General features: G+C 33.6%; 27 protein-coding genes. 14 read left to right on the top strand and 13 right to left on the bottom strand.

Annotated elements, in window-relative coordinates; translation table 11 throughout:
• The first annotated feature begins 52 nt into the window (after window positions 1-52).
• The 10 genes from ES674_RS01010 (at window position 53) to tsaB (ending at window position 8,965) form a co-directional block, all read left to right on the top strand.
• Window positions 53-766 carry a hypothetical protein gene (locus tag ES674_RS01010; RefSeq protein WP_148402130.1) on the top strand — a complete coding sequence of 238 codons (714 nt, stop codon included), beginning with the start codon at window positions 53-55 and terminating at the stop codon, window positions 764-766.
• Window positions 756-1,511 carry an SCO family protein gene (locus ES674_RS01005; RefSeq protein WP_148402129.1) on the top strand — a complete coding sequence of 252 codons (756 nt, stop codon included), beginning with the start codon at window positions 756-758 and terminating at the stop codon, window positions 1,509-1,511. The genes ES674_RS01010 and ES674_RS01005 overlap by 11 nt, the downstream gene beginning before the upstream one ends.
• Window positions 1,512-2,042 (top strand): DUF420 domain-containing protein, encoded by a 531-nt coding sequence (locus ES674_RS01000; RefSeq protein WP_148402128.1) that lies wholly within the window; start codon window positions 1,512-1,514, stop codon window positions 2,040-2,042.
• A 63-nt stretch (window positions 2,043-2,105) separates the two neighbouring features.
• Complete coding sequence (locus tag ES674_RS00995) at window positions 2,106-2,327, top strand: hypothetical protein (RefSeq protein ID WP_148402127.1); 222 nt, start codon at window positions 2,106-2,108, stop codon at window positions 2,325-2,327.
• 244 nt (window positions 2,328-2,571) lie between these two features.
• On the top strand, window positions 2,572-3,273 hold the full coding sequence (locus tag ES674_RS00990) for an ABC transporter ATP-binding protein (protein ID WP_148402126.1): 702 nt from the start codon (window positions 2,572-2,574) through the stop codon (window positions 3,271-3,273).
• Window positions 3,266-4,495, top strand: coding sequence for an ABC transporter permease (locus tag ES674_RS00985; RefSeq protein ID WP_148402125.1), 1,230 nt, complete (start codon window positions 3,266-3,268; stop codon window positions 4,493-4,495). Before ES674_RS00990 ends, ES674_RS00985 begins: the two co-directional genes overlap by 8 nt.
• Before the next feature lies 1 nt (window position 4,496).
• Window positions 4,497-5,741 (top strand): ABC transporter permease, encoded by a 1,245-nt coding sequence (locus ES674_RS00980; RefSeq protein WP_148402124.1) that lies wholly within the window; start codon window positions 4,497-4,499, stop codon window positions 5,739-5,741.
• A gap of 57 nt (window positions 5,742-5,798) precedes the next feature.
• Window positions 5,799-6,911, top strand: coding sequence for an efflux RND transporter periplasmic adaptor subunit (locus ES674_RS00975; RefSeq protein ID WP_148402123.1), 1,113 nt, complete (start codon window positions 5,799-5,801; stop codon window positions 6,909-6,911).
• Complete coding sequence (locus ES674_RS00970; protein WP_148402122.1) at window positions 6,898-8,283, top strand: TolC family protein; 1,386 nt, start codon at window positions 6,898-6,900, stop codon at window positions 8,281-8,283. The genes ES674_RS00975 and ES674_RS00970 overlap by 14 nt, the downstream gene beginning before the upstream one ends.
• 4 nt (window positions 8,284-8,287) lie before the next feature.
• Complete coding sequence (gene tsaB / locus ES674_RS00965) at window positions 8,288-8,965, top strand: tRNA (adenosine(37)-N6)-threonylcarbamoyltransferase complex dimerization subunit type 1 TsaB (protein WP_148402121.1); 678 nt, start codon at window positions 8,288-8,290, stop codon at window positions 8,963-8,965.
• Here the strand turns inward: tsaB and ES674_RS00960 are convergent, their stop codons facing one another.
• From ES674_RS00960 to ES674_RS00950, 3 genes are all read right to left on the bottom strand, one after another.
• Window positions 8,966-9,784 carry a mechanosensitive ion channel family protein gene (locus tag ES674_RS00960; RefSeq protein ID WP_148402120.1) on the bottom strand — a complete coding sequence of 273 codons (819 nt, stop codon included), beginning with the start codon at window positions 9,782-9,784 and terminating at the stop codon, window positions 8,966-8,968. It abuts the gene before it with no gap.
• A 210-nt stretch (window positions 9,785-9,994) separates the two neighbouring features.
• Window positions 9,995-10,195: a dodecin family protein gene (locus ES674_RS00955; protein ID WP_148402119.1), complete on the bottom strand. Its 201-nt coding sequence runs from the start codon at window positions 10,193-10,195 to the stop codon at window positions 9,995-9,997.
• Window positions 10,196-10,250: 55 nt separating this feature from the next.
• A complete protein-coding gene (locus tag ES674_RS00950) occupies window positions 10,251-11,153 on the bottom strand; it encodes a NifU family protein (RefSeq protein ID WP_148402118.1) in 903 nt (300 codons plus the stop codon).
• A gap of 254 nt (window positions 11,154-11,407) precedes the next feature.
• Here ES674_RS00950 and ES674_RS00945 point away from each other — a divergent pair, with 254 nt between their 5' ends.
• The 4 genes from ES674_RS00945 (at window position 11,408) to ES674_RS00930 (ending at window position 16,377) form a co-directional block, all read left to right on the top strand.
• Window positions 11,408-12,409, top strand: a complete 1,002-nt coding sequence (locus ES674_RS00945) for a PorP/SprF family type IX secretion system membrane protein (protein WP_148402117.1) — start codon at window positions 11,408-11,410, stop codon at window positions 12,407-12,409.
• A 231-nt stretch (window positions 12,410-12,640) separates the two neighbouring features.
• A complete protein-coding gene (locus tag ES674_RS00940) occupies window positions 12,641-14,809 on the top strand; it encodes a histidine kinase (protein ID WP_148402116.1) in 2,169 nt (722 codons plus the stop codon).
• A gap of 59 nt (window positions 14,810-14,868) precedes the next feature.
• A complete protein-coding gene (locus ES674_RS00935) occupies window positions 14,869-15,603 on the top strand; it encodes a LytR/AlgR family response regulator transcription factor (protein ID WP_148402115.1) in 735 nt (244 codons plus the stop codon).
• Window positions 15,604-15,861: 258 nt separating this feature from the next.
• Window positions 15,862-16,377: a gamma carbonic anhydrase family protein gene (locus ES674_RS00930; protein ID WP_148402114.1), complete on the top strand. Its 516-nt coding sequence runs from the start codon at window positions 15,862-15,864 to the stop codon at window positions 16,375-16,377.
• A gap of 13 nt (window positions 16,378-16,390) precedes the next feature.
• On the opposite strand, the gene ES674_RS00925 is transcribed toward ES674_RS00930, so the two are convergent.
• From ES674_RS00925 to ES674_RS00880, 10 genes are all read right to left on the bottom strand, one after another.
• Entirely contained in the window at window positions 16,391-17,011 is a 621-nt protein-coding gene (locus tag ES674_RS00925; protein ID WP_148402113.1) for a hypothetical protein, read from the bottom strand.
• Between the two features lie 204 nt (window positions 17,012-17,215).
• Entirely contained in the window at window positions 17,216-17,599 is a 384-nt protein-coding gene (locus ES674_RS00920; protein ID WP_148402112.1) for a TlpA family protein disulfide reductase, read from the bottom strand.
• 35 nt (window positions 17,600-17,634) lie between these two features.
• On the bottom strand, window positions 17,635-18,420 hold the full coding sequence (gene murI / locus ES674_RS00915) for a glutamate racemase (RefSeq protein WP_148402111.1): 786 nt from the start codon (window positions 18,418-18,420) through the stop codon (window positions 17,635-17,637).
• A 61-nt stretch (window positions 18,421-18,481) separates the two neighbouring features.
• On the bottom strand, window positions 18,482-18,991 hold the full coding sequence (locus ES674_RS00910) for an OmpH family outer membrane protein (protein WP_148402110.1): 510 nt from the start codon (window positions 18,989-18,991) through the stop codon (window positions 18,482-18,484).
• Between the two features lie 43 nt (window positions 18,992-19,034).
• Complete coding sequence (locus ES674_RS00905; RefSeq protein WP_170233986.1) at window positions 19,035-20,063, bottom strand: OmpH family outer membrane protein; 1,029 nt, start codon at window positions 20,061-20,063, stop codon at window positions 19,035-19,037.
• 169 nt (window positions 20,064-20,232) lie between these two features.
• On the bottom strand, window positions 20,233-22,911 hold the full coding sequence (locus ES674_RS00900) for a BamA/OMP85 family outer membrane protein (protein ID WP_148402108.1): 2,679 nt from the start codon (window positions 22,909-22,911) through the stop codon (window positions 20,233-20,235).
• Window positions 22,844-23,527, bottom strand: coding sequence for an isoprenyl transferase (locus tag ES674_RS00895; RefSeq protein ID WP_394348496.1), 684 nt, complete (start codon window positions 23,525-23,527; stop codon window positions 22,844-22,846). The genes ES674_RS00900 and ES674_RS00895 overlap by 68 nt, the downstream gene beginning before the upstream one ends.
• A gap of 63 nt (window positions 23,528-23,590) precedes the next feature.
• Window positions 23,591-24,280: a type IX secretion system protein PorG gene (gene porG / locus ES674_RS00890; RefSeq protein ID WP_148402106.1), complete on the bottom strand. Its 690-nt coding sequence runs from the start codon at window positions 24,278-24,280 to the stop codon at window positions 23,591-23,593.
• A gap of 100 nt (window positions 24,281-24,380) precedes the next feature.
• Window positions 24,381-25,262: an NAD kinase gene (locus ES674_RS00885; RefSeq protein ID WP_148402105.1), complete on the bottom strand. Its 882-nt coding sequence runs from the start codon at window positions 25,260-25,262 to the stop codon at window positions 24,381-24,383.
• A 3-nt stretch (window positions 25,263-25,265) separates the two neighbouring features.
• Entirely contained in the window at window positions 25,266-25,925 is a 660-nt protein-coding gene (locus ES674_RS00880; protein ID WP_148402104.1) for a CBS domain-containing protein, read from the bottom strand.
• Between the last annotated feature and the right edge of the window lie 74 nt (window positions 25,926-25,999).

The raw sequence follows: 25,999 nt of genomic DNA, 5'->3' as shown, positions 1-25,999 counted from the left end.
TAAATGTTCTATAAAAGGCGGTTTTTAAACCGCCTTTTTTTATTTTTGCACTATGAGAGCAAAGCAGATCAAAAAGTATGTTATACTCGGAGTTTTATTTTTACTGCCAGTTATGTTTGTTCTGGTTTTATCACTTTCTAAAGATCATTATAATCCTTTAGATATCATTAATGAAAACGTGGTGGAGCTACCTCAAAATGAACACAACATCATGCTTCAAGATCATATTACAGTTTTAGCATTCTTCGGAAATAAGCCTATTGATATGGCCATAGCCGCTTCTAATTTAAAAGAACTTGTTTATGATAAGTTTAAAGGCTTTAAAAAATTTCAAATTGTAGCATTAATTCCAAATGGTGCAGAGGCAGAAGCCGAGATTTTATTCAAAGAAATAGCACGCTACGAAGATCTTCGCTTCTGGCATTTTGTAAGTGTTGATGAAACTGCCATTAAAAACACCTTCAATAGCCTTAAAGCAAACTTCAGTTTATCTGATAATTTAGCATCAGATAATGTTTTTATTATAGATACGGAACGAAATCAACGTGGGCGTACAGACGACCGTTCAGATAACGAGAAAGGTAGCAATAAACCTGTTTATGAATTAAACGCTTACAACTGCATTCAAGTAGCCGTAATTAAGAATAAAATGAGTTCTGAAGATTTACGCGTGTTATTTACAGAATACCGACAAAAACGCAAAGGTAATTTCGATTCAGAAACCCGCCGCGCTAACGAATTAAAACCTTCAAGTAATGAGCAATAAAAGTAACTATTCATACATTGGTATCGCCTTTGTAATTCTCGTATTCGGTATTTGGTTTGTACCGCGAATTGTAGATCGTTTTACACAAGGTGATACCGTAAGAAACGATAACCGGAGTGAACAGATTACTAAATCAGATTATTCAAAAAAAGAAAAATCAGATTTAATGTTTATTAATATTAACGGTGTTCCTAAAAAAGTACCGCCTTTTAGTTTTACCAATCAAGACGGTAAAACCATAACCGATAAGGATTATTTAGGTAAAGTATATTTGGTTGAATTCTTTTTTACAACCTGCCCAAGTATTTGCCCACGCATGAACGCTAACCTAGTTCAAATTCAAAATAAATTTGAAGGCATAGAAGATTTTGGTGTAGCATCCTTTACTATCATGCCAGAAACAGATACGCAAGAAGTTCTGAAAGCTTATGCGGAGAAATATGGCATTACCAACCCGAATTGGAATTTATTAAGAGGTGAACAAGATGCTGTTTTTGAATTAGCCAATATTGGATTCAATATTTTTGTGGGTGATGAAGAAACGGATGAAGCAGGTTTTGAACATTCAGGGAATTTCGCATTAATTGATAAAGACGGTTTTATTCGTTCTAGACAAGATGATTTTGGAAACCCTAAAATTTTCTACTCTGGTATTATTAGTGAAGTTGAAAAAGTGGACGAAGATGGCCAAAAAGAAGAAATAAGCATGCTTAAAGAAGACATTGCTAAATTATTAAAGGAATAAATGGAGTCAAATTTGCAAGCGGAGCAGAAATATAATAAATGGATAATTATCTTATCTGTTGTTATTCCAATTGTGGTTGCTGTTTTATTTGGTGTAAAGATTCCTAATGTGGAACCTTTAACCTTTTTACCGCCAATTTATGCCACAACGAATGCTATAACTGCATTAGTTTTAGTCCTTGGTTTTTGGGCTATTACAAATGGGAAACGTAAATTACACGAAAAGCTAATGAAATTAGCCATTATGCTTTCCATAGCTTTTTTAGCCATGTATGTTGCCTACCACATGACAAGTGATTCCACTAAATACGGAGGTGAAGGCCCAATAAAGTATGTATATTACATTATCTTATTGTTACATATTGTTTTATCAATTGTAGTCATTCCATTTGTTTTAATAACCTATGTTCGGGCCATTACTAATAATATTGAACGTCATAAGAAAATAGCGCGCATTACGTTTCCATTATGGTTATTTGTGGCTGTTTCTGGGGTGGTTGTTTTTATTATGATTTCGCCCTATTATACATGATAGGTTGTATTTTTGTTACGACTAATTTGAATAGATTATGATTTATAGTTTTAAAATCTAAACATGAAAAAAGCACTTATTTTATCGGTTATATTAATGCTGTTTTTTGTTATTCCAGCTGAAGCGCAATGTGCAATGTGTCGTGCGGTTTTGGAATCTGAAGAAGGTCAAGCGCAAGCAGAAGGTATTAATGATGGTATTGTTTATCTTATGGCTGTTCCGTATATTTTAGTTGGCGGAATTGGTTTTGCCATTTACAGAAGCTTCAAAACGAAAAAGAACTAAAGTTTTTCGTTTTTTAAACGTCAGGATTTCTCTTTATCACTTTACTATATTATTTTTTTATAATCTGTTAGAGCTGGGTATTTTATCATTTTCCTCAAAATAACCATTTAAATGCCACTTATTTATATATATTTTAACAAATCATAAAAATTGATGCGTTAAAATATATCTACATTTGTTGTAACATTTTTGAATTTTATGAGTCTTACTTGTAGAATAGAAATTAAACTAACCAAAGTAGATTATGTTAACCATCAACAAACTGCACAAATCCTATCCTATAGGCGATTCAAGTTTACATGTTTTAAAAGGCATCGATCTTTCTGTTAAAGAAGGTGAAATGGTCGCAATTATGGGATCATCAGGTTCAGGGAAATCTACCTTACTAAATATTATTGGAATGCTAGATGAAGCCGATGAAGGTGAATATATTCTAGATGGTGTTCCGATAAAAAATCTTACCGAGAAAAAAGCAGCGATTTATAGAAACAAGTTTTTAGGATTTATTTTTCAATCCTTTAATTTGATAAATTATAAAAATGCCGTTGAAAATGTGGCATTGCCTTTATACTATCAAGGTATGAAACGTGCAGAACGTTTGGAGTTGGCCATGTTTCATTTAGAAAAAGTAGGTTTAACTAATTGGGCAAAACATTTACCAAATGAACTTTCTGGTGGACAAAAACAGCGTGTGGCCATTGCTCGTGCTTTAGCTGCCAACCCAAAATTACTACTTGCTGATGAGCCTACTGGCGCGTTAGATACCACAACCTCCTATGAAATTATGGCTTTCATTCAGCAATTGAATGATGAAGGAAAAACAATTTTAATGGTAACACACGAAGAGGATATTGCCAACATGTGCAAGCGTATTGTGCGTTTAAAAGATGGTGTTATTATAGAAGATGTTTTTGTAGAACAAGTAAGAGCTGAACACTATGTTTGATTTAGATCTATGGCGCGAAATATTTCAAAGTATCAATAAAAACCGAACGCGGAGTTTGCTTTCAGGCTTTACGGTTGCTTTTGCTATTTTGTTATTCGCTATTCTTTTCGGTTTGGCAAATGGTTTACAAAACACGTTTTCGAAAGCCTTTAATGACGATGCCAATAACGCCATTTTGATTTATTCGGGGATGACTTCTAAAGCCAGCAAAGGGCTTCAAGCTGGGCGCCGAATTCAATTCAAAAATGAAGATTATAGTTACCTTAAAGATGAATTTAACGATAAAGTTCAATACATAACGTCACGCGTTTATAGAAACGTAACGGCAACCTTTCGGAATGAGAAAAGTAGTTATACCGTTGTTGCTGTGCACCCGGATCATCAATATTTAGAAAAAACCATGATGGATCAAGGTCGCTACATCAATGAAATGGATGTAAGTGAACATACCAAAGTAATTGTTATTGGTAGATTGGTTGAAGAAGATCTATTTAAAAGAACCACATCTTTAGGGAAATATATTAATCTAGACGGCATCGCATATAAAGTGGTGGGTGTGTTTTCTGACGATGGTGGTGATAATGAAGAACGATATATTTATATGCCTATTTCTACAGCGCAGCGCTTATATGGAAATAATGATTATGTAGATCAAATAAACTTAACCTATAACCCTAGTTTAAGCTACGATCAGGCTATAGCTTTTGGTAGAACATTAACCACGAAAATGAAGGATCGTTTTGATGTTGCGGAAACAGATCAACGCGCCATTCGTGTTCAAAACATGGCAGAAGGTACCAAGCAAATAGAACAAATGACGGGTGCTTTAGGATTTATCATTCTTGTTATTGGCTTCGGAACTTTAATAGCAGGTGTTGTTGGTATTAGCAACATTATGATTTTTATTGTAAAAGAACGTACCAAAGAAATTGGTATCCGTAAAGCTTTGGGTGCCACGCCAAGATCCATAGTTTCTATAATTTTAATAGAATCTATTTTAATTACAGCCATTGCTGGATATATTGGTTTATTGATAGGAGTAGCCGTATTAAAATTGGCAGCACCTACTTTAGAAACGTATTTTATTACAGATCCAAGTGTGCAACCTTCGTTAATAATTGCCGCAACCGTAACACTTGTGCTTGCAGGTGGAATCGCGGGTTATTTACCAGCTAAAAAAGCATCACAAATTAAACCCATTGTAGCACTAAGAGACGACTAATATGTTTAAATTTTTAACAGCAAGAGATACTTGGCAAGAGGTTTTTGATAGTCTTAGTAAAAATAAACTACGATCTATCTTAACTATGGTCGGCGTATGGTGGGGAATTTTATTACTCATCGGTTTATTAGGCTCGGCCAAAGGGATAGAGAATGCCTTTAACCGTTTGTTTGGCGATTTTGCTACAAACAGTGTATTTGTTTGGGCTCAAAGCACAAGTATGCCTTTCAAAGGCTTTCAGGAGGGGAAAATGGTGCAACTAACCTTATCTGATGCTAAAAAAGTAGAGGAAAATGTAGAAGGAATTGAATTTGTAGTGCCAAGAAGTCAAAGCCAAGCTTTATTAGTTCGTAATTTTTTATCAGGAAGTTTCAGTATTAATGGCGATTATCCATTGCTAGACCAAGTTCAAAAGAAAAAATTAATTCATGGTCGTTTCATCAATCAAAGTGATATTGACGGAAATAGAAAAATGATTGTTATTTCCGAGAATGTCTATAAACAACTTTTTGATAAAGACGAAGAAGCCATTGGCGCTTTGGTTCAAATGAACAGCATGAACTTTAAAGTAATTGGTGTTTTTGAAGATGGCAATATGAATATGGGTCCAACATCCGATGTACATATCCCATTTACTACCTTTCAGCAAATTTATAATCGCGGTGAAAATATCAGTTGGATGATGATAACCGGTAAACCGGAATTTGACATCAAACAAATTGAAGAAGACGCCAAGCTTATTTTAAGGAATTTAAACCAAGTACATCCTGAAGATAAACGCGCTTTTGGTAGTTTCAATTTAGGTAAGGAATTTGCGAAAATCACAGGTTTCCTGGTCGGTATGCAATTTCTAACCTGGTTTGTAGGTATCGCCACACTTATTGCGGGTGTTTTTGCTATTGGTAATATTTTGCTAATAACCGTAAAAGAACGAACCAAAGAAATTGGCGTGCGCCGTGCACTAGGCGCCACACCATACGAGATTAAGCGTCAAATTTTAGTGGAAGCGGTGTTTTTAACCTTGCTTGCTGGATTCTTCGGAATTATTAGTGGCGGTTGGATTCTCATAGCATTGGATGCTTTTTTTGGGCAAGGTCCAGATGCAGCCATAGTAAACGCATCTGTTTCCATTACAGTTGTATTTATTGCACTTTTAATACTCGTGGTATTAGGAACTTTAATAGGCCTTATTCCAGCATTTAAAGCGACAAGTATCAAACCAATTGAAGCTTTAAGAGAGGAATAAAATAAAAATTTAGATATAAAAACCAATTGACCAATTAAAAATAATAAACACAATCAAATGAATAAAGCAGTAAAAATCATCATTGGCATCGTAGTCTTAGTACTATTTGTTTGGGTAATTAAATACTTTAAAGACTCCAACTCCAAAGCTATTGAGGAATTTAAAACAGAAACACCATTTTTCACATCAATCAAAACAAAAGTGGTGGCTACCGGGAAACTTAATCCTGAAGAAGAAATTGAATTAAAACCTCAAATTTCAGGAATTGTTGATGAAATTGTAGTTTTAGAAGGTGACATTGTTAAGAAAGGCGATTTAATTGCAAAAATTCGCGTGGTACCTAATGAACAAAGTTTAGTGAGTGCTAGAAGTCGTATTAATTCAGCACAATTATCTTATGATAACTCCAAAACTTTATACGACAGAAATAAATCACTGTTCGAAAAGGGCGTTATTTCTAAACAAGATTTTGAAAATAGTGAATTGTCTTTAAACCAATCTAACGAGTCTTTACGTCAATCGCAAAACGATTTTCAAATTATCAAACAAGGATCTTTGTCTGGTGGAAGTTCGGCAAACACCAATATTACAGCACAAATTTCTGGTACTGTTTTAGAAATTCCAATTCGTGAAGGTGATCAAGTTATTGAAAGTAACAATTTCAACGCAGGAACAACAATTGCTACAATTGCTGATATGAGCAAAATGATTTTTGAAGGAAAAGTTGATGAGTCGGAAGTTGGGAAATTAGAAGAAGGTAAGGATATCATCGTTGTTTTAGGAGCTATGAATCAACAGCAGTTTCCTTCTAAATTAACATTTGTAGCACCAAAAGGAATTGAAGAGAATGGAGCCGTTCAGTTTACCATTAAAGCAGATGTTCAAATTGAGCAATCTACAAAAATTAGAGCCGGTTATAGCGCCAATGCTGAAATTGAAATGGAAAGCAAAGACAGTGTTATGGTAATTAAAGAAGCCTTATTACAGTTTAACCGTTTTACGGAGAAGCCTTTTGTAGAAGTACAAAAAGCAGATGGTACTTTTGAAGAAAAGTATGTGGAACTAGGGATCTCTGACGGAATAAATGTAGAAATTAAGGATGGTGTAAGCGAAACCGATAAAATTAAAGTTTGGAACAAAGCAAAAGAAGATAACAATGATGAAAATTAATAAAATACTAACCCTTACATTTTTTACGGTTGGACTTTCTGCTAGTGTTTTTGCCCAAGACAAAGTTTGGACGCTTCAAGAGGCTGTAGATTATGCTTTACAGAATAACATTCGCGTTAAGCAAAGTGAATTGGATACCCAAATAGCCGATGAGAATTTAGTAACCGCCAAAGGTAACTTCTTGCCTAATGTTAGCGGTAATGCTTCTCAAAACTGGAATTTTGGATCTTTTATTAGTAACGATGGTAATCGGGTTTCTAGAGATTCTAGAGGTAATAGTTTTGGTTTAAATACCGATGTTACTTTATTTAATGGGTTTCGTAATACCAGTGTTTATAAACAAGCGCAACTAGGAATAGAATCTAGTCAATTACAATTAGCAATTTTAAAAGATGATATTTCTTTGAATGTGGTCAACCAGTATTTGAATATACTTTTGAATAAAGAAAATTTTAAAGTTGCTCAAGAACAAATTTTGATTTCAGAAAAACAAGTGAATCAACTATCAGAATTAGTAAATTCTGGCGTAAGACCTCGAGCTGATTTGTATGAAGTTCAAGCCCAATTAGCCAGTGACCAAGAACGCTTAATTAATGCTGAAAACGCCGTGGATTTAGCGATATTAAGCTTGGCGCAACTTTTACAAATTTCTAAAGATGGTTTTGATGTTCAAGCTATGGAATTAACATTGCCAACAGTACTTGTTGAGAAAAAAAGCCCTGATGAGATTTATGACTTTGCTGTTCAAAATAGACCAGAAATAAAACAAGCGGAATTAAATATTGAAAATGCGCAATTAGATGTGAAAATTGCAAAAAGTGCTTTTTATCCAACTTTAAGTTTTGGTGCTAGTGCAGGAACGTCTTACCAGCATTTTCAGGGTCAAGAAGATTTAAGGTTGATAATCCCAGATCCATTAAATCCAGCTAGTTCCTATTTAGCTCCAAACGGTTTTGGACAGCAATTTGAGGATAATTTAGGTTACAATGTTGGTTTTAGACTTAATGTTCCAATTTTCAATGGCTTTCAAACTAAAGCAAACGTAAACAGAGCTATCATTAACAGCAAGCGTATTGAATACTCTATGGATCAGGAGAAACAAGATCTTCGCACCAATATAGAAAAAGCTTTTGCTGATGCTAAAGCGGCATTAAAACAATATGAAGCTTCTGAAACGTCATTGAATGCGCAAGATGAGTCTTTCAACAATGCACAAGAAAGTTACAATTTAGGTGTTATGAATGCTTTTGAATTTGAACAAGTGAGAAATCGCTTGGTTAATGCGCAAGCCAATTCAATTAATGCCAAATATAATTTCGTATTTAAAACCAAAGTATTAGATTTCTACCTTGGAATCCCTTTAACAGAATAAAACTGTGGCAATCATATTAAGTATAGAAACAGCAACAACAAATTGTTCGGTCTCTCTTTCCAAGGAAGGAGAGACTTTTGCTTTAAAAGAAGATTATAACACTAATTACTCGCACGCAGAACGCTTGCATGTTTTTATTGATGAAATTTTAAAAGAAAGCAAAACCGATAAATCAGAAATAACAGCCGTAGCCGTCAGTAAAGGCCCGGGGTCTTATACGGGGTTACGTATAGGTGTTTCGGCCGCAAAAGGGCTTTGTTACGCTTTAAATGTGCCGTTAATTAGTGTTTCTACTCTAGAAGCCTTGGCGCATCAAGTAGAAATTGATCAAGGCTTTATAATTCCTATGTTGGATGCCAGACGTATGGAAGTTTACGCTGAAGTTTTTAATTCAAAACACCAATCCTTACGCTCCGTAAAAGCAGAGGTTTTAGATGAAACATCTTACGCCGATTATCTGAATATGGATATGGTGTATTTTGTGGGCAATGGTGTTGAAAAAACCAAATCCCTTATCTGTCATAAACACGCGAATTTTGTAGAAAACAGATTGCCATCCGCACAAGAAATGGGTGCATTGGCGTATCAGAAATACAAAAAAAGCGACACCGAAGATGTCGCTTATTTTGAGCCTTACTATTTAAAAGATTTTGTGGCCTTAAAGCCTAAACCTAAATTATAATTATCCTTTCTTTTGAATTTCAACTTGATGTGGATAAGGAATATCAATACCAGCAGCGTCTAAAGCTTCTTTAGTTTGCTCTATAACATCGAATTTTACGGCCCAATAATCTTCTTTCTTCACCCAGGCACGTGTAAAGAAGTTAATAGAACTTGAGGCCAATTCTGAAACGTTGATGGCAATTGCTGGATCTTTTAAAACTAAAGGATGTGCACTTACAACGCCGTAAATAACCTCCTTGGTTTTCTTAATATCAGAATCATAGCCTACGCCAAAAGTAAAGTCTACACGACGGGTATCTTCGGTGCTATAATTAATAATATTTCCATTTGACAATGCACCATTTGGAATAATAACTTCTTTATTATCGGTAGTATTAAGTTTGGTTGTAAAAATTTCAATTTCTTTTACGGTTCCACTTACACCTTGAGCTTCAATAAAATCGCCAATTTTAATGGGCTTGAAAATCATGATTAGAATACCTCCAGCAAAATTACCTAAAGAACCTTGTAGCGCTAAACCAATGGCTAAACCAGCAGCTGCAATAATAGCAGCAAATTGTGTAGTAGGAACGCCTAAAGTTCCTAATAAAGTTATGACTAATAAGATTTTTAGAATAGCACTTAATAAATTTAAAAGAAACTTTTTAAGACTTTCTTCATAACCACTCTTGTCCATTAAGTTCCTGGCACCTTTAATAATTTTTTTTATTATCCATGAGCCAACAATCCAGATGAGAATCGCGGCAATGACTTTTAAACCATAAGTGGTGGCAAATGCGATAGCTTGATCAGTCCAGTTTTCTAAATTCTTATCCATATTTTTTAATTCGAAATTTTAGTTAAGGAGCAAATTTAAGGTTTATCTAACAGTTTTGAAAATTATAGAAATGCTAAATAATTTAAAACAGGATTATTATATCTTTAAAAATTTATTTTATACTCATAAAGCATGTCATGTTATTTGGTGTAAAAAATAAAAAAAACGCCCTAAAAAGAGCGTTTCAATTGTATCAATTGAACTTTGAAGTTAGTTTACTTCAAAAGTTATTTTTAAATTAACTCTAAATTCTGTTACATTTTCACCATTAACAATGGCGCTTTGTTCTTTCACATAAACCGAACGAATATTCTTAACGGTTTTGGATGCTTCTTTAACTGCTTTTCTGGTGGCATCTTCCCAGCTTGTTTCTGAATTTGATAATACTTCTATAACTTTTAAAATGGCCATAATGTTGTTTTTATTTGTTCAGCTCAAGTTACAGAAAATTTTTTAAATATAATAATTATCCGTTAATAGCTTCAACCGTTTCCACACGACCTTTAAGCATTTCTTTTAACATGGTTTCAATACCATTCTTTAAAGTAATAGTTGAAGATGGACAACCACTACAAGCGCCTTGCAAAATAACTTTTACGGTTTTAGTTTCAGGATCGTAAGATTCAAATTGAATATTTCCACCGTCGCTGGCAACAGCTGGTTTCACATATTCTTCTAAAATATGAATAATCTCTTTTGAAGTTTCATCAAGAGATCCTTGGTTTGCAACCATTGTCTCTGCCGTTTTCTTTTGCGCTACCTGTAAATTAGCATGAACCACTTCTTTCCCACTTTCAATAAAAGTTCTTATAAATTCCCGAACGTCATTGGTTATCGCGTCCCATTCGGCCATATCATATTTGGTTACAGAAACATAATTATCTTCAATAAAAACACTTTTCACAAAGGGAAGGTGAAATAACTCGGCTGCTAATGGTGATGATTTAGCTTCGTCAATAGTTGTAAATTCATAAGTAGCATCAACTAATTTCTTATTAGCAACAAACTTAATTACGGCCGGGTTTGGCGTACTTTCGGCATAAACCGTTGCCGGTACTTTTTTTACAGATGTTGTATCTGTAATAACGACGGCTCCCGAATTCAAATAGTCTTTAATTTGTTCAGCTACTTCATCTTGAACATCAGCCCATTCCACAATATCAAAGCGTTCAATAGCCACAAAATTACTAGAAATGTAAACTTTCTTAACAAAAGGTAAATAAAATAATTGCTGTGCCAGGGGTGAATTTTTGGCGTCATCAATATTATTAAATTCGTAGCTTTGATGGTTGGTTATAAACTGATTAAGTTCAAATTTAATAATACTTTTGTTGGATGTTTCTTGTGTGGAAACTGTATATAGAGTCATGATGATTATATTTTTTGCAAAAATACTAAAAGAAAACTATAGATATCCATATATTTGGGTTTTAATGGTCATCTAAACAGGTTCATTATCTTTTGAAATTCGTGAAAATTGATAAGGTTTAACTTTTGAAGGTGAGTGATAAAAAGTAATTTTTATATATTTGGATTCGGTTTTATAATTTTATCTTAAAATCCGAGTTTATATAAGGATTAAGATGATGTATTATTTTACCAATCTACCTTGAAAAAAACACTATGATAATGAAAAGGTTATTTTTAATAGCAGTTATTGCCTTTTGTACACAGTTTGTAAAAGCTCAAGAGGGACTTCCAATTTACACGGATTACCTAACCGATAATTACTATTTGATTCATCCATCTATGGCTGGAGTTGCTAACTGTGCTAAAATCCGAATGACGGGTAGACAGCAATGGTTTGGTCATGAAAATGCGCCAAAACTACTTACAGTAAGTGCAAACGGCAGAATAGGTGAATCTAATTCAGGTATTGGTGCCATATTTTATACGGATAAAAACGGATTTCATTCTCAAAACGGCGCGTATTTAACCTATGCTTACCAGTTAATGTTTTCTAGAAACGAAGTAGATTTAAACATGTTATCTTTTGGTATTAGCGCAGGTGCTATTCAATATAAATTAGATGAAACTTCTTTTTTAAACCAATTGCCAGATCGTATTATTTCAGGTATAGAGCAAAGTTCTACCAATTTTAATATTGATTTCGGATTTTCATATTTCTTATATAATTTCTATGCCCATGCAACGGTAAAGAACATTTTGAATAATGAAGGTATAAACAACGATATTCAAGTTACTAGTAATTTAAGACGTTATTTATTCTCTACGGGTATTGTTTTAGGCCAATTTGGTAGCGAGTGGAGTTATGAGCCTTCTATTATGTTTCAATATAAAGATGCAACCAAAGAATCGTCTATAGATATTAATGCGAAAGTTTACAAAGAAATGACATTTGGAAAACTTTGGGGTGGTTTATCTTACCGTCGTAGTTTAGATGGCGCTGAATATTTAGATAACGGAAGTGTTAGCAACCAGAAACTACAATACATTTCGCCTTTAGTAGGTGTTAATTTTAAAGAATTTATGGTGGCTTACACCTATTCATACCAATCCAATTCTGTAGTATTTAATAATGGTGGTTTTCACCAAATTACTTTAGGGTATAACTTTAATTGTAGAAAAGAGCGTTACCACTGTAATTGTCCTGCGGTTAACTAACCTAGAAATAGCAAAATTTATAAAAACTCGGAATAACCTTCCGAGTTTTTTTGTGCTATTTTTTTTATTTCTCATTAAACTAATAATGTGCGAAATGATTCTTTCAATTAGGGAACAAGGTTTATGAGTTTGTAAACAGCGCCTTTAGCGATAGAATCTCACCTAAATTCATAAAAGCGCATTTTATTTTACCGCATAAAGTGCGTAAGTTTATACGAGCAAATATTTACAATGAAGCTAAAAGCGTCTTATTTCTTATTTCTGTTTCTGGGTTTAATCTCATGCACAGTTTTTTCACAAGAAACACCATCCAATAGGCAAGCATCCATTTTTACAGTTCGTGGTTCTGTTTATGATGCCGAATTAAAACAACCCATTCCTCAAGTGAATATCGAGGTAAATGGTGGCGCGTATACAACGACCAATAACGCTGGCGAGTTTCGTATTCAAGTTAAAAAAGGGGATGAATTAGTAGTAAAACACAAAGATTTTGAAACTATTTATTATACCATTAAAGATAATGAACGGCTAAAAATTGAAGTGCGTGCTGAAACAAAATCTTCAAATTCACCGCAATTAAATAAAGGATTATCATTTAATGCCGCCATAGATTCTTCGGAATACTATTTAAAAACGGATATTAAAAAAAGCCTTCAATTTATTACAGAAGCACTTTCAAAAAGTAGTTCTAAAACTGAGAATGCAGAAGTGTACGAAATGCTGGGTGATGTTTATGTATTTTGGAAACAATATGATTTAGCCGAAAGCAATTACAACATGAGTTTGCAGAATATAAAAGCTATTTCGGTTCAAATTAAATTAGCAAAAGCCTATTGGTACAACAAGAATTATCAAGAAAGCCTGGCCGTTTATAAAAGTATTTCCCAGAAGGAATTAAGCAATTGGCAACAGGTTATTTTACAAGAAGGACTTGGTGATACCTATTATAGCATTCAAAACTATCCACTTGCATTGAAAGCTTATAATTCAGGTTTAAATAAGGCAAAAACCTTTAAAATTTCTTCTAAAATAACCGATTTAAATTCTAAAATCGCCCAGGTTTACAGTGAAACTGGTGCTGAAGATGAAGCTGAAGGTTATTTCAATAATGCGTTAAGATTGGCATCCCAAGAAACAGAATCGCGAGCGGTTGAAGAAAAAGTTAAAGTAGCCGATTTTAAAAATAAAAATCAAAATTTTTCAGATGAAATTGAACTGCGTAAACAAGCTATTCAAGATATTCAAGATATTCAAAGTATAGAAGAGGATTCGGCAATGGGCATGGAAAGTGCTTTAACGGTTCAAAAACAAAACTATAAAATTGGAAATGCTTACTACCTACAAAAAGATTATGGAAGCGCTAAAGCCTATCTTGAAAAAAGTATAAATGAAGCTAGCGCCAAAAACGATTTAGTAGTTGCCAAAGATGCCAAACGTAAATTATCCGAGGTTTACAGCAGTTCTGGAGAATATAATAAAGCGCTTGAAACTTATAAAGAATATACTGAATTAGTTGAAGCATTATATATAAAAAAGGAGCAAGAAATAATTCAAGCGGCTCGATTTAGTAAGGAAATTGCTGAAAAGCAAAATCGAATAACTAGTTTGGAATCCGATAGGCAATTATCTGAAAGTAAATACTTGCTATCGGCCGAACGCAATAAGCGTCAACTACTCATTATTTACTCCTTAATTGGTGGATTATTATTGCTATTGGTTACGGCTTATTTTATGTATAAATATATAAAACAACAGCGTTTAGCCAATAATCTGCTCGCCTTAAAATCTTTGCGCAGTCAGATGAATCCGCATTTTATTTTTAATGCCTTAAATTCCGTGAATAGTTTTATAGCGTCCAATGATGAACGAACCGCTAATCGGTATTTATCAGATTTTTCTCAACTTATGCGATCCGTTTTGGAAAATAGTGAAGCTGATTTTATTCCATTGGAAAAAGAGATTGCCTTGCTAGAATTGTATACCAAGTTAGAGCATTTTCGTTTTCAGGATAAATTCGATTATGAGATTACAGTATCAGAAGAGGTGACGGTTTCCGATTTTCAAATTCCGCCCATGTTATTACAACCTTATATAGAAAATGCGGTTTGGCACGGCTTGCGCTATAAAACGACTAAAGGATTTTTGGCTATTAATATGTCGAAAAAGAATGAAGCGGAAATAGTTATTACGATTACCGATGATGGAATTGGGCGTGAACGATCCAAAGTTTTAAAAACGGAGAATCAAAAAAAGCATAACTCGCAAGGCATGAGTAATATTAAAAAAAGGGTGTCTATTTTAAATGATATGTATCAGGATAAAGTAGATGTGAGTATTTCGGATTTTCAAGATTTGGAAGACTCTGGAACGCGTGTTGTTGTTACTTTGAAGAAGGATTAATCTAGAAAAAAATTACTAATTTATAAAAATAGATTCCTGCCTGCGCAGGAATGAAGCGTATGAAATTAAAAGCCATCATAGTAGAAGACGAAAAAACAAGTCGGGATATTTTAAAAAATTACGTGACTAAATATTGCCCAAATATCGACATTTTGGGAGAAGCTGAAAACGTTGAAGAAGCCTTGGTTTTAATTCGGAATAACGACTTGGATTTGGTGTTTTTAGATGTGGAAATGCCTTATGGAAATGCCTTCGATTTACTGGAAAAAGTAGGCGATATTAATTTTGAAACGATATTCGTTACCGCCTATAATCAATATGCTATGGAAGCCTTGAATGCGCATGCATCTTATTACCTCATGAAACCCATATCTATTGATGAACTTATTAAAGCGGTAGATTATGTTACTGAAATAAAACAGAAGGAAGCAGCGCTTCAAGATCAAGTTTTAGTGCCTAAAATAAATGTGGTGGCGGGCAAAATAACCATTCCGCAGCAAGATGGTTTTGAAGTTATCAATACCGCTGATATTTTATATTGTAAAGCCGATGATAATTATACTGAAATATATTTAACCACAGAGAAAAAGAAATTAGTCAGCAAAACTTTAAAATACTTTGAAGATATTTTGGCAGACAGTCATTTTTCCAGAGTCCATAAATCCTATTTAGTAAATGTCAATGAAATTGTGAAATATGTAAAAGGCAAGGGTGGAAGCGTGGTTTTAAGTAACGGGAAACAAGTAAGTGTTTCGGCTTCTAGAAAAGCGGATTTGTTGGCTTTTTTTAAGTAACAAATTCCGTGCGCCTGCCTACCAGCAGGCAGGAAAGCGGGAAATCGAAGATTCAGCGAAGCTAATCTCAAACTATGAAGTCGAAACATTTATTAAAGAACTGTTCATATTGCATTTCAAACGAAGTGAGAAATTTTATAATCTATAACGTTCCAGACCTCACAGGTTTTGAAAAACCTGTGAGGTCTTTCAAAATAATCGTAAATTAGCTAAACATAAAACGAATTAGTTAGTACAACTTCAAAAAGCAATAAAATCATGCCCATAATAAAATCAATAAACGGAAAAGCACCACAAATACCAGAAGATTGCTATATAGCAGAAAACGCTACTATTGTTGGAGACGTAATTATGGGTTCCACCTGTAGTGTTTGGTTTAATGCCGTTATTAGAGGTGATGTGCATTTTATAAAAATGGGTAATAAGGTAAATTTTCAGGATGGTGCCGTGATTCATGCTACTTATTTAAAATCGCCAACCACAATCGGTAATAACGTATCCATTGGTCATAATGCTATTGTGCATGGTTGCACGATTCACGATAACGTTTTAATAGGAATGGGCAGTATTGTTATGGACGATTGCGTGGTGGAAAGTAATAGTATAATAGCCGCAGGCGCTGTGCTAACAAAAAATACGCATGTAGAATCTGGTAGTGTTTATGCTGGTGTTCCAGCTAAAAAAGTAAAAGATATTAGCGAAGAACTCATTTCGGGCGAAATACATAGAATAGCAGAAAACTATGTGAAATATTCGAGTTGGTTTAAAGATTAGGTTTTTATTGACCTTATAATTTCTGAAAAGTGTAAACTTTAGTTTTAGCCGTACTATTTTTAATTTTTATGCCATATTGGGATAAACTTTTAGCGATTGTAGTTTCTGAAGTCAAATCTAATTCAAAATCATAATAATTTGTGTTCACATAATCATATTGATAATATTCCTTTGTTTTTTTATTCAGCATAGCAACTAATTCTTTGAAAGTGTACCTGTAAAAAACAGTTTTATTTTTGTCTAAATATAATTCAGATGTTGTTTTTACTTTCGTTTTCGGAAGTAAGCTTTTATTTTCTATTGTTATTTTCTTAATAGGAATTATTCCATAATCGGAAATTCTTTTATAACCAGTATAGCTTAAAATATCTTTTTCTAATTTAGATAGAGCTTCTGGATTAAGATTCGTGTTTTTATATAGAACATCGTATGTTTTTATAGTGTCTTTTGGGTTGATGTTTATTTGGTTGTATTTATAGCCAAGACTTAACATAATATCTTTCAAATTAACAGCGCTTAAAAGTGATAATTTAGATATTCGTGGTGCGCTCTTAATTTGATAATTATATTTTGATGATTCTTGAATATCTAAATAATAATCAATACTATCATTTTTAGCTAAATACGTTAGCATACTTAATTAACTTTTAGATTTGTTTTTGTAAAGTGAATTAAATATTTGTTTATCATCCTTATAAATAGTTTTCTGTTCAGTAAATAGTCTATCATTCAAAAAGTCTTCTAATACAATTTCATTAAGCTGACTAGCTGTTCCTATCCATTTTATATAACCATCTTTACCAATTAGAATTGTTAATGGAAGTCTAGTAATGCCTCTCTAGCCATCACCATAAACAATTTGAGTTTGGCTTTTGATATCAGAAACTACAATAGACTCGAAATGAACCCTTTCTAATAATTTTTTAACTTTAACCGTTTCTTCGTTGGTTATAGATACGAAATACAATTCTTTATTATCTCTAAATATATTTTGTAAATCGTTAAGATGTGGAACATTTTTTAAACATGGCGCACACCAAGTTGCCCAAAACTCCAAAACTATAAACTTATTATCAATATTTTTATCATTGGGAACATTAGCAATCCAATCCGTTATGGTAATTGGTGGTGCTTTATGATTTGTTTTAATAACTTCTTGACCGAAACTCTCAGTTGATATTAAAAGTAGAATTAAAAATAACATGTTGTTTTTTAACATCATAAAAGCTTTAATTTTTAACAGGTTAGAAGAGCTTCTTAAAAATCTAAATATGAAATCTGGTCTTTATATTTTTCTTCTAGCAATTGCGTGATAACCTCTGTACTTGCATTGGTGTGAAATTGCGACTTACCTTTAGTCATAGAGTTATTTAGTAAATCGTTCTCTTTTAAAACGAGTTCAGTTTGCTTGGCTACGGCTCGGCCTGAATCTATAATTTTAACATGAGCCGGAAGTAACTCTAAAAACTGTGGTAATAAATAGGGGTAATGGGTGCAACCTAAAACCAGATAATCAATATTGGCATCTATCATGGGTTGTAAATACAATTTTAATAAGGCCGTCATTTCAGTTGAGTCCAATTTCCCAGATTCAATAAGTTGCACGATACCTTCGCCTTCTTGTTCAATCACCCGAATTTTATCATTGTACAAATCCGTTGTTTGGTGAAATAGCTCACTAGACAAAGTACCTCTTGTGGCTAAAATGCCAATGGCTTTGGTTTTTGTATTTAAAGCTGCAGGTTTAATGGCAGGTTCAATACCTATAAAGGGAATGTCAAAGCGCTCACGTAAAACTTTAATGGCATTAGTTGTAGCCGTGTTACAAGCCACAACAATCAGTTTGCAATCTTTTGAAATAAGGTATTCTGAATTTTTAATACTTAACTCAATGATCTCTTGCTGCGTTTTAGTACCGTAGGGCGAGTTTTTACTATCCGCCAAGTAAATGGTGTTCTCATGCGGTAAACGCAGATGAAGCTCGTTCCAAATGGACGTGCCGCCAACTCCAGAATCAAATATGCCGATAGGTTTTGTACTCATATACCAAAAATAAAAAAGCCACTTGATATAAGTGGCTTTTTAAAGAATATTTTAAAAAAGATTAGATACCTAAATCTTTTTTAACATCGTCTAATAAGTTTTTACCGTCGGCCATGATTACACCACCACCTTGAGTAGAATCTAAAACATATGTGAAACCTTGAGCTCTCGCTACTTTTAAGATCGCTGTTTTAGCTTTTTCAGTAATAGGCTTTAATAAGACTACTTCTTTCTCTTGCATTTTTTGTTGTGCAGTACCACGGTATTGTTGGATGTTTTGCTCCATTGTTTGAACTTCAACCAAACGCTTTTGGTTTTCTTCATCCGTTTTTGTTGGTGCTTCTGCTTCGTATTGCTTCATTTTGTTTTGGTATTCTGTTACCATCGCTTTAATATCAGCTTCATACGTTTTACCCAGTTTTTCCATTTCAGATTGAGCTGTTGCCATTTCCGGCATGGCTTTAATTAAATCTTGGGTATTAATGTGAGCAACTTTTGATTGAGCTTGTGTAAAACTTGTTGCTCCAATAAATAAGGCCGCTGCAAATAAAAGGGTTTTGAATTGTTTCATTTTAAAAATAGTATTAATGTGTGTTATAAATTTAAATTACTAATTAATTGTCGCCTTCATCTGTGTCAGGCGTGTCTGCGTTTGTATCTGGTTTCGGATTTTCACGTTCATCACGAGCGCGTTGTCTTTCATCTAAAATCCGTTGTTTACGTTCTTCTAATTCTAATTTTCTACGGGCACGGTCATCTAATTTTTCCTGTCTGCGCTCTTCAGCCACTTCTTCAGGGGTTTTAGAGTTAACTTCTGTTGTAATCGGCGTTTCTCCTACCGTTGATTCTTCAATAGTATCATCAGCATCCTCTTCTAAATCTACATTATCTTGATTCCTATTGTTTAATTTATCCTCCCGTATTTTATTTCGAGATTCAATAATACTGTCACGACGTTTTTGTGCGGCTAATTTGCGTTCTTCACGTTCATTTAATATAACGTCTCTTCGATCATCAGCAGCCTTTTCTTTCGCTTCTAATTCTTCATTCACTTCAATTACGACATCTTCGTCTTCAGCAGCTCTCTTTTCTGATCGCGATGTTGCTTGTGTACGTTTTGCAGTTCTTGTAAGACTTCTTATTACCTGTTCACTAAAATCATAACGTTTTGCTGAATAGAGCATCACAACATCTGCCGACTTATCAAAAACAAAATCATACTTCTGTTTTTCAGCAATATCTTGAACTGCTGCAAAAATTTGATCCTGAATAGGCTGAATAAGTTGCTTTTTCTGAATCATTAAATCACCATTCGGACCAAAGCGTTTTTGCTGATAGTCTAGGATTTCTTTTTCTTCAAAAGCAATATCTTCCTCCCGCTCGGAAATAAGCTCTTTGGTTAAAAGTGCTTTTTCATTACTTAAATCTTTTCGCTTTTGCGAAATACCACCTAATTGCTGTTCAATCTCGCTTTTCCACTTTTGGACTTTTGTTTCCAATTGTGAAGTTGCTTGTTGGTATTCTGGAACATTTTCAAGTATGTATTCTGTGTCTATATAACCAATTCTTACGCCACGCTGCGCAAAACTAGAAATGCTTAACATGAATACTGTAGCCACTAAAAAAAGAACTTTTAATTTCATCTGTTTCATATTTTATAATTTATGACTTGTAAATTCTAAAACGACAGACCTTTAATAATATTCTATCTCTTTTTGAATTCATGTTTTCAAAATTAGGAATTTTAATTTGAAATCAATTTAATTCGAGATTTAAATAATTAAAAGGTATATAGAAAATATCGTGCCAAAATTAAAATTGTTGACCAATAATAAAGTGTGGTTCCCATCCATTTGCTTTAGTTTGACCTGGAAGCGAATCAAATCCGTAACCAAAATCAATACCTAATAGACCGAAAGCAGGCATAAAAATACGCACACCAACACCACTAGATCTGTATAAGTTGAAAGGATTGTAATCTTTAAAATCATTATAAGATACACCACCTTCAACAAAACCTAAAACAAAAATTTTGGCTGTTTGACTCATACTAATAGGATAACGCAATTCCATAGAGAATTTGTTATAAATAGTACCACCATCATTACTTGTTAGGTTTTTGCTATCTACAGGTTGTAAAGATTGGTTAGGGTAACCACGAAGCGCAATGGATTCACGACCATCTAAACTATAGCTTCCTAAACCATCTCCTCCCAGGAAGAAACGCTCAAAAGGAATAACTCCTCTTGCTTGGTTATAAGCTCCTAAAAATCCAAACTCTGCACTAGATTTTACAATTAACTTGCCGAATAACTGGGTATACCAATCACCTTTCATTTTAATTTTATAAAATTCTAACCACTTATATCGTTCTTGATCAATATTACCAACTTCGCTAGCTGCTTGTTGTCTAATAATGTCACTATTATTTCCATCATTCTGGATTGCCAAAAATTCTGCACGCTCCATTAAAAGCTGATCATAGTCTACACCATTAAATGCAGAATATGGTAAGGATAGTTTTGCAGTAACACTAAAACTAGATCCACCAGTTGGAAAAACGGGATCATTATAAGTGTTGTTTCTACTTAAACCAATAGTATAGGCCAAGTTATTTGAGTAACCATCACCAAAGGTAAATAAACCTGTGTTGTAGTTTTTTAAATCATAATGTTGGAAACTTACCGCTTGAGATAATGTGAAATAATCATCTGGCACCGTTAAACGTTTAGCTAAACCAACAGATACACCAGAAATATTAAATCGTTTGTCACGATCGGCATTTCCTGTTCTTGGATCATATAAAAATTGAGCCGAGTGCGAAACGGATGTTGAGAATTGCACTGGTTTTTTACCACCTAACCATGGCTCCGTAAAAGAGAAACTATAGGTTTGATAAAAACGACTAGCTTGTAAACGCAAGGCTAATTTTTGACCATCACCACGAGGAACTGGCTTATAAGAATCTAAATTAAAGATATTTTTTAATGAGAAGTTATTAAATGATAAACCAAGTGTACCAATAAAACCACCACCACCATAACCACCTTGTAGTTCTACTTGGCTAGATCCGGTTTCTACAACGCCATATTCTAAATCGATAGTGCCTTCATTAGGGTTTGGATTGTTAAAGTCTGTTGCAATTTTTTCAGCATCAAAATATCCTAATTGACTTAATTCACGGATAGTACGGACTACATTAGCCTTACTATATAATTGGCCTGGTCTTGTATGTAATTCACGGTAAATAACGCGGTCATTAGTTACATCATTTCCAACTACAGTAACACTGTTAAAATAAACTGGTTTCCCTTCAGAAATTCTAATTTCCATATCAATAACATTACCTTCTGTATTTACTTCTACTGGGTTAATAGTTGAAAATAAATACCCGTTATTTTGGTATTGATTAGTAATATCAAAAGCATCTGGTTTAGTATCATCGGCAATACGTTCTTGTAAAAGTACACCATTATAGATGTCACCTTTATTAATACGTAAAATACTTCGTAACTGCTGATCTGTATAAATGGAGTTTCCTATAAAGGTTATATCACCAAATTTGTATTGTTCACCTTCTTCAACTTTAATTGTTAAGGCAATATTTTTTTCGTCAATATGCGTAATGGAATCTGAAAGTACACGCGCATCTCTATACCCATTTTCTTTAAATTTATTGATAAGGCTTACTAAATCATCTTTATAGTCTGCCTCAATATATTTAGAACGTTTGAATACACGAATAATGCTTTTCTGCTTCGTGTTTTTCATGGCTTTTCTTAATTTAGCATCAGGAATCGCTGAATTTCCAACGAAATTAATTTCGCTAACTTTTACTTTTTTGCCCTTATCAACATTCAAAACCACATTTACTGAAGGACGTCCTGTAGAGTCTTTCACTTCAATAGAATTGATGTAAACTTTCGTATTTAAAAAGCCTTCTTTTTGATATTTATTGGTCAAGTAGTTTTTAGTAGTAGTTACTAAATTCTCCGTAACCTTAACACCATTTTGAAGGTTGTTTTCTGAAATTATATCTTTTTGTTTAGACTTTTTGATACCATTAATTTTCAGCTCGTTTAATTCAGGTAAGTCAAAAAGACGAATCTCCAAATACGCAACATTACCTTCTGTTTTTAAAAGGTATATATTAATGTCTCTAAATAAATTGGATTTCCAAAGCTTTCTAATGGCTTCACTAATTTTATCACCAGGAATGACAATTTCTTCTCCTTTTCGTAATCCGGAATAAGTAACAATGGTTTGTGCACTGAAATGTGAGTCTCCAGAAACGGAAATATCACCAAGGATGTATTTCTCGCCTACTGGTGCTGATTGTAACTCTTGTGCTTGTAGTGTTAAACTGCTTACTAAAAATAAAAAAGTAAATATTAGGCTTGTATAATTTTTCAATGATGTAATATTAATGGAGTTGTTCACTTGTTTTCCCAAATCGTCGTTCTCTTTTTTGATATTCAATAATTGCTTCATACAAATGTTCCTTGGTGAAATCAGGCCAAAGTACTTTGGTAAAATAAAACTCGGCATAAGCTATTTGCCATAATAGAAAATTGCTAATACGCTGCTCACCACTTGTTCTAATAAGCAAATCTACGTCTGGTAAATTTTGCGTGTAAAGATGCTCATTTATAACCGATTCATCAATATTTTCGATAGAAATTATATTATTTTTAACTTTAAGACTTATTTGTTTAATGGTATTTATCAACTCCTCTCGAGATCCGTAACTCAAGGCTAGCGTTAAACACATGCGTTTATTGTCTTTTGTTTTTTCTATAACTTCTAGTAATTCTTTGTGTGCTTTTTTAGGAAGCGACTCTAAACAACCTATAGCTTGTAAACGAATATCGTTTTCTTGAAGTGTTTTAATTTCCTTCTTTAAAGAGGAAACCAAAAGCTTCATAAGCGTTTGTACTTCTAGTTTTGGACGATTCCAATTTTCAGTAGAAAAGGCGTAAAGCGTTAAGTTTTCAACACCTAATTGGGCAGAAGATTCTACGGTTTCACGGACAGATTTTGTGCCGTTTTCATGACCAATACTGCGTAAAAGCCCTTTTTGTTTCGCCCAACGCCCGTTACCATCCATAATAATGGCAATATGCTTGGGTAAATAATCGGTATTTATGGTATCTATTAAGTTCACGTTGTTTTAAAATACGCAGAAACATGGTTTCTTGCCGAATGTGTAAGTTAAGGTAATGCCTGTAAACATATACCAATCTTTATTATTTGTATTGCCAAAACCTGATGGCGCACTATTGTCGTAATCTGGAACACTGCCATCCAATTCATCTGAAAAGGTATAACGTGCGCCTATTTCTGCGGCAATAATAAAATTGCCTAAAACATTGGTTTTAAACCCTAAAACCATCGGTATTCCATACGCGTAACTAGACGTTTTTTCATCGCGTATTTGTCCGTTACTCAAAATATGAAAATTGTCATGATAGCCAACTGAAATTCCCGAATATAAATACGGTGTTGCTTTTATTCGGCCATCATGTAAATCCCAGTCGAAAAATGTAAATTCTAATCCGGCTGAAGCTTCAATTAATTGATTTTCAAAACTATAATCGCGCTCTTGGCGTCTTGGGTCATCTGATTCCGAATCATTTCCTTCTAAATGGGTATATAATAAGGAAAACCTGAAGGCATGACGCGGACTTCGATTCCATTTGTAAATACCGCCAAATGCGGGCTGATTAGGAGCAACATACTTTGAACTACCTACGTCACCAATAAAATTACTGCCACCTAAAAACACGCCCAACTCGTGGGTTTGCGACTGACAGAAGTGACTGCTTAAAATTAGTACTAGTACGGTGGTTAAATACCTCATAAATGTTCAAAAGTTTGCAAATATAATAAACTAAGATTAGCCTATAACAATTTGATTCAAAATGTATTTGAATTAAACTGATTTTAGATAAATTTATTGCCTAATTGCGTTTGTCTTCGCCCCAAAGTAGTTTTTTTCTCAAGGTATCCAAAAAGCTTTCCTCTAACAGTTCAATCATTTTTATAGTGAAAGGCGCTTTTTTAATGGTTATAACGGTATCGTTGGATAATGTAGTAATTCTAGAGTCTAGAGAGACCAGGAAATTGTCTTCACGTCCGTTAACTTTCAATTCGATAGTTGTAGAATCTGTAATAACTAAAGGTCGAGCACTTAAATTATGCGGTGCAATAGGTGTTATTACAAAGCTATTAGTGTCGGGTGTAATTACGGGGCCACCGCAGCTTAAGGAATATCCTGTGGAACCTGTTGGTGTGGACACGATAAGACCGTCACTCCAATAAGATGTTAGGTATTCATTATTTAAGCGCGTTTCCACCGTAATCATAGAGGTGGTGTTTTTTCGGCTTATGGCAATTTCGTTTAACGCAAAGTTGTATACTTCAAAAGCATCTACTTTTGGTTGGGTTTCAATAGTTAATAAATGCCGTTCCGATATTTTATATGCTTTACTAAAAATAGCATCCATGGCCGGAATAATTAATTCATTTTGAATGGTTGCTAAAAACCCTAGTCTGCCTGTATTCACGCCAATTACGGGAACATCCAAGTCGTGAACATAGGTTATGGCGCGTAAAATGGTGCCGTCGCCACCAATGCTAATTAATAAATCGAAAGTGGAATCTAATGTCTCTGCTATTTGTGTGAAATTAAATTCAGAAGGTTTCTCTTCTTGAATTTTCTCATTAAATTCAGCTATTAAAAATACGGAAACATCTTTTTTATTATTTAAATAATGTAAAATAACAATGAGTGCTTCTTCCGTATTAGAATTAAAGGCTTGACCAAAAATGGCTATTTTCATCTATTATATATTTAAGTACTTATCTAGATATTCAGATCGGTCTTTTAAACTTTGAATATATGTGTCTTCTTCATGACCGGAAATGATATTGTAACTGTAACGTCTAAATGTTTGCATAATATCATTTAAGCCTGTATTTCCAATTTTTAACGTAATTTGGATTAGATCCATTTCTGATTTAGAAATAAAAGCACCTAATATCTTACCGTTATTAGATTCTACAATTTGGCTAATTTCACTAAAAGAGTAATCCACTAAACCTTTTTCAATTACTAAAATACCTCCAGCTTCAGCAAAAAAGGGTGTTTCGTTAAAAAAACCAATTACATCATTCAATTCATAATACCCTATATAGTCATTACTGCTATTTAAAATGGGCATAATGTTGGCGCTATTTTGGGCAAAAGCCTCTAAAACATCCAGCCAATTGGTGTTGTCTCTAACAAAAAAGCCTTCCAGCGCATGCGTTTGGTCGCCGATAATTTCTTGTTTTTCAAAACAGTATACATCGTTTTCAGACATGCAACCCACATAAACACCTTCAGTGTCTTTTATAGGGACATGGGAATAGGTTAACTGATTAAACAACATTTGCAAATCACCTATTTTATCAGTGTTTAACAAAGGTTTTATATCGTTAATAACAAATTCATTTAAATTCATAGCGTGTTTTTTGTTAATTGCAAATTAATTAAAAAATACTATAATAAGGGGTGTTGAGTTTGTATTTTTGTAAT

Origin of the sequence: Bizionia myxarmorum (genome assembly GCF_008086205.1) — a bacterium.
Classification (GTDB): Bacteria; Bacteroidota; Bacteroidia; order Flavobacteriales; family Flavobacteriaceae; genus Algorimicrobium; species Algorimicrobium myxarmorum.
The sequence above is the reverse complement of the archived record's forward strand: the minus strand, read 5'-3'. Positions and strand labels throughout refer to the sequence as shown.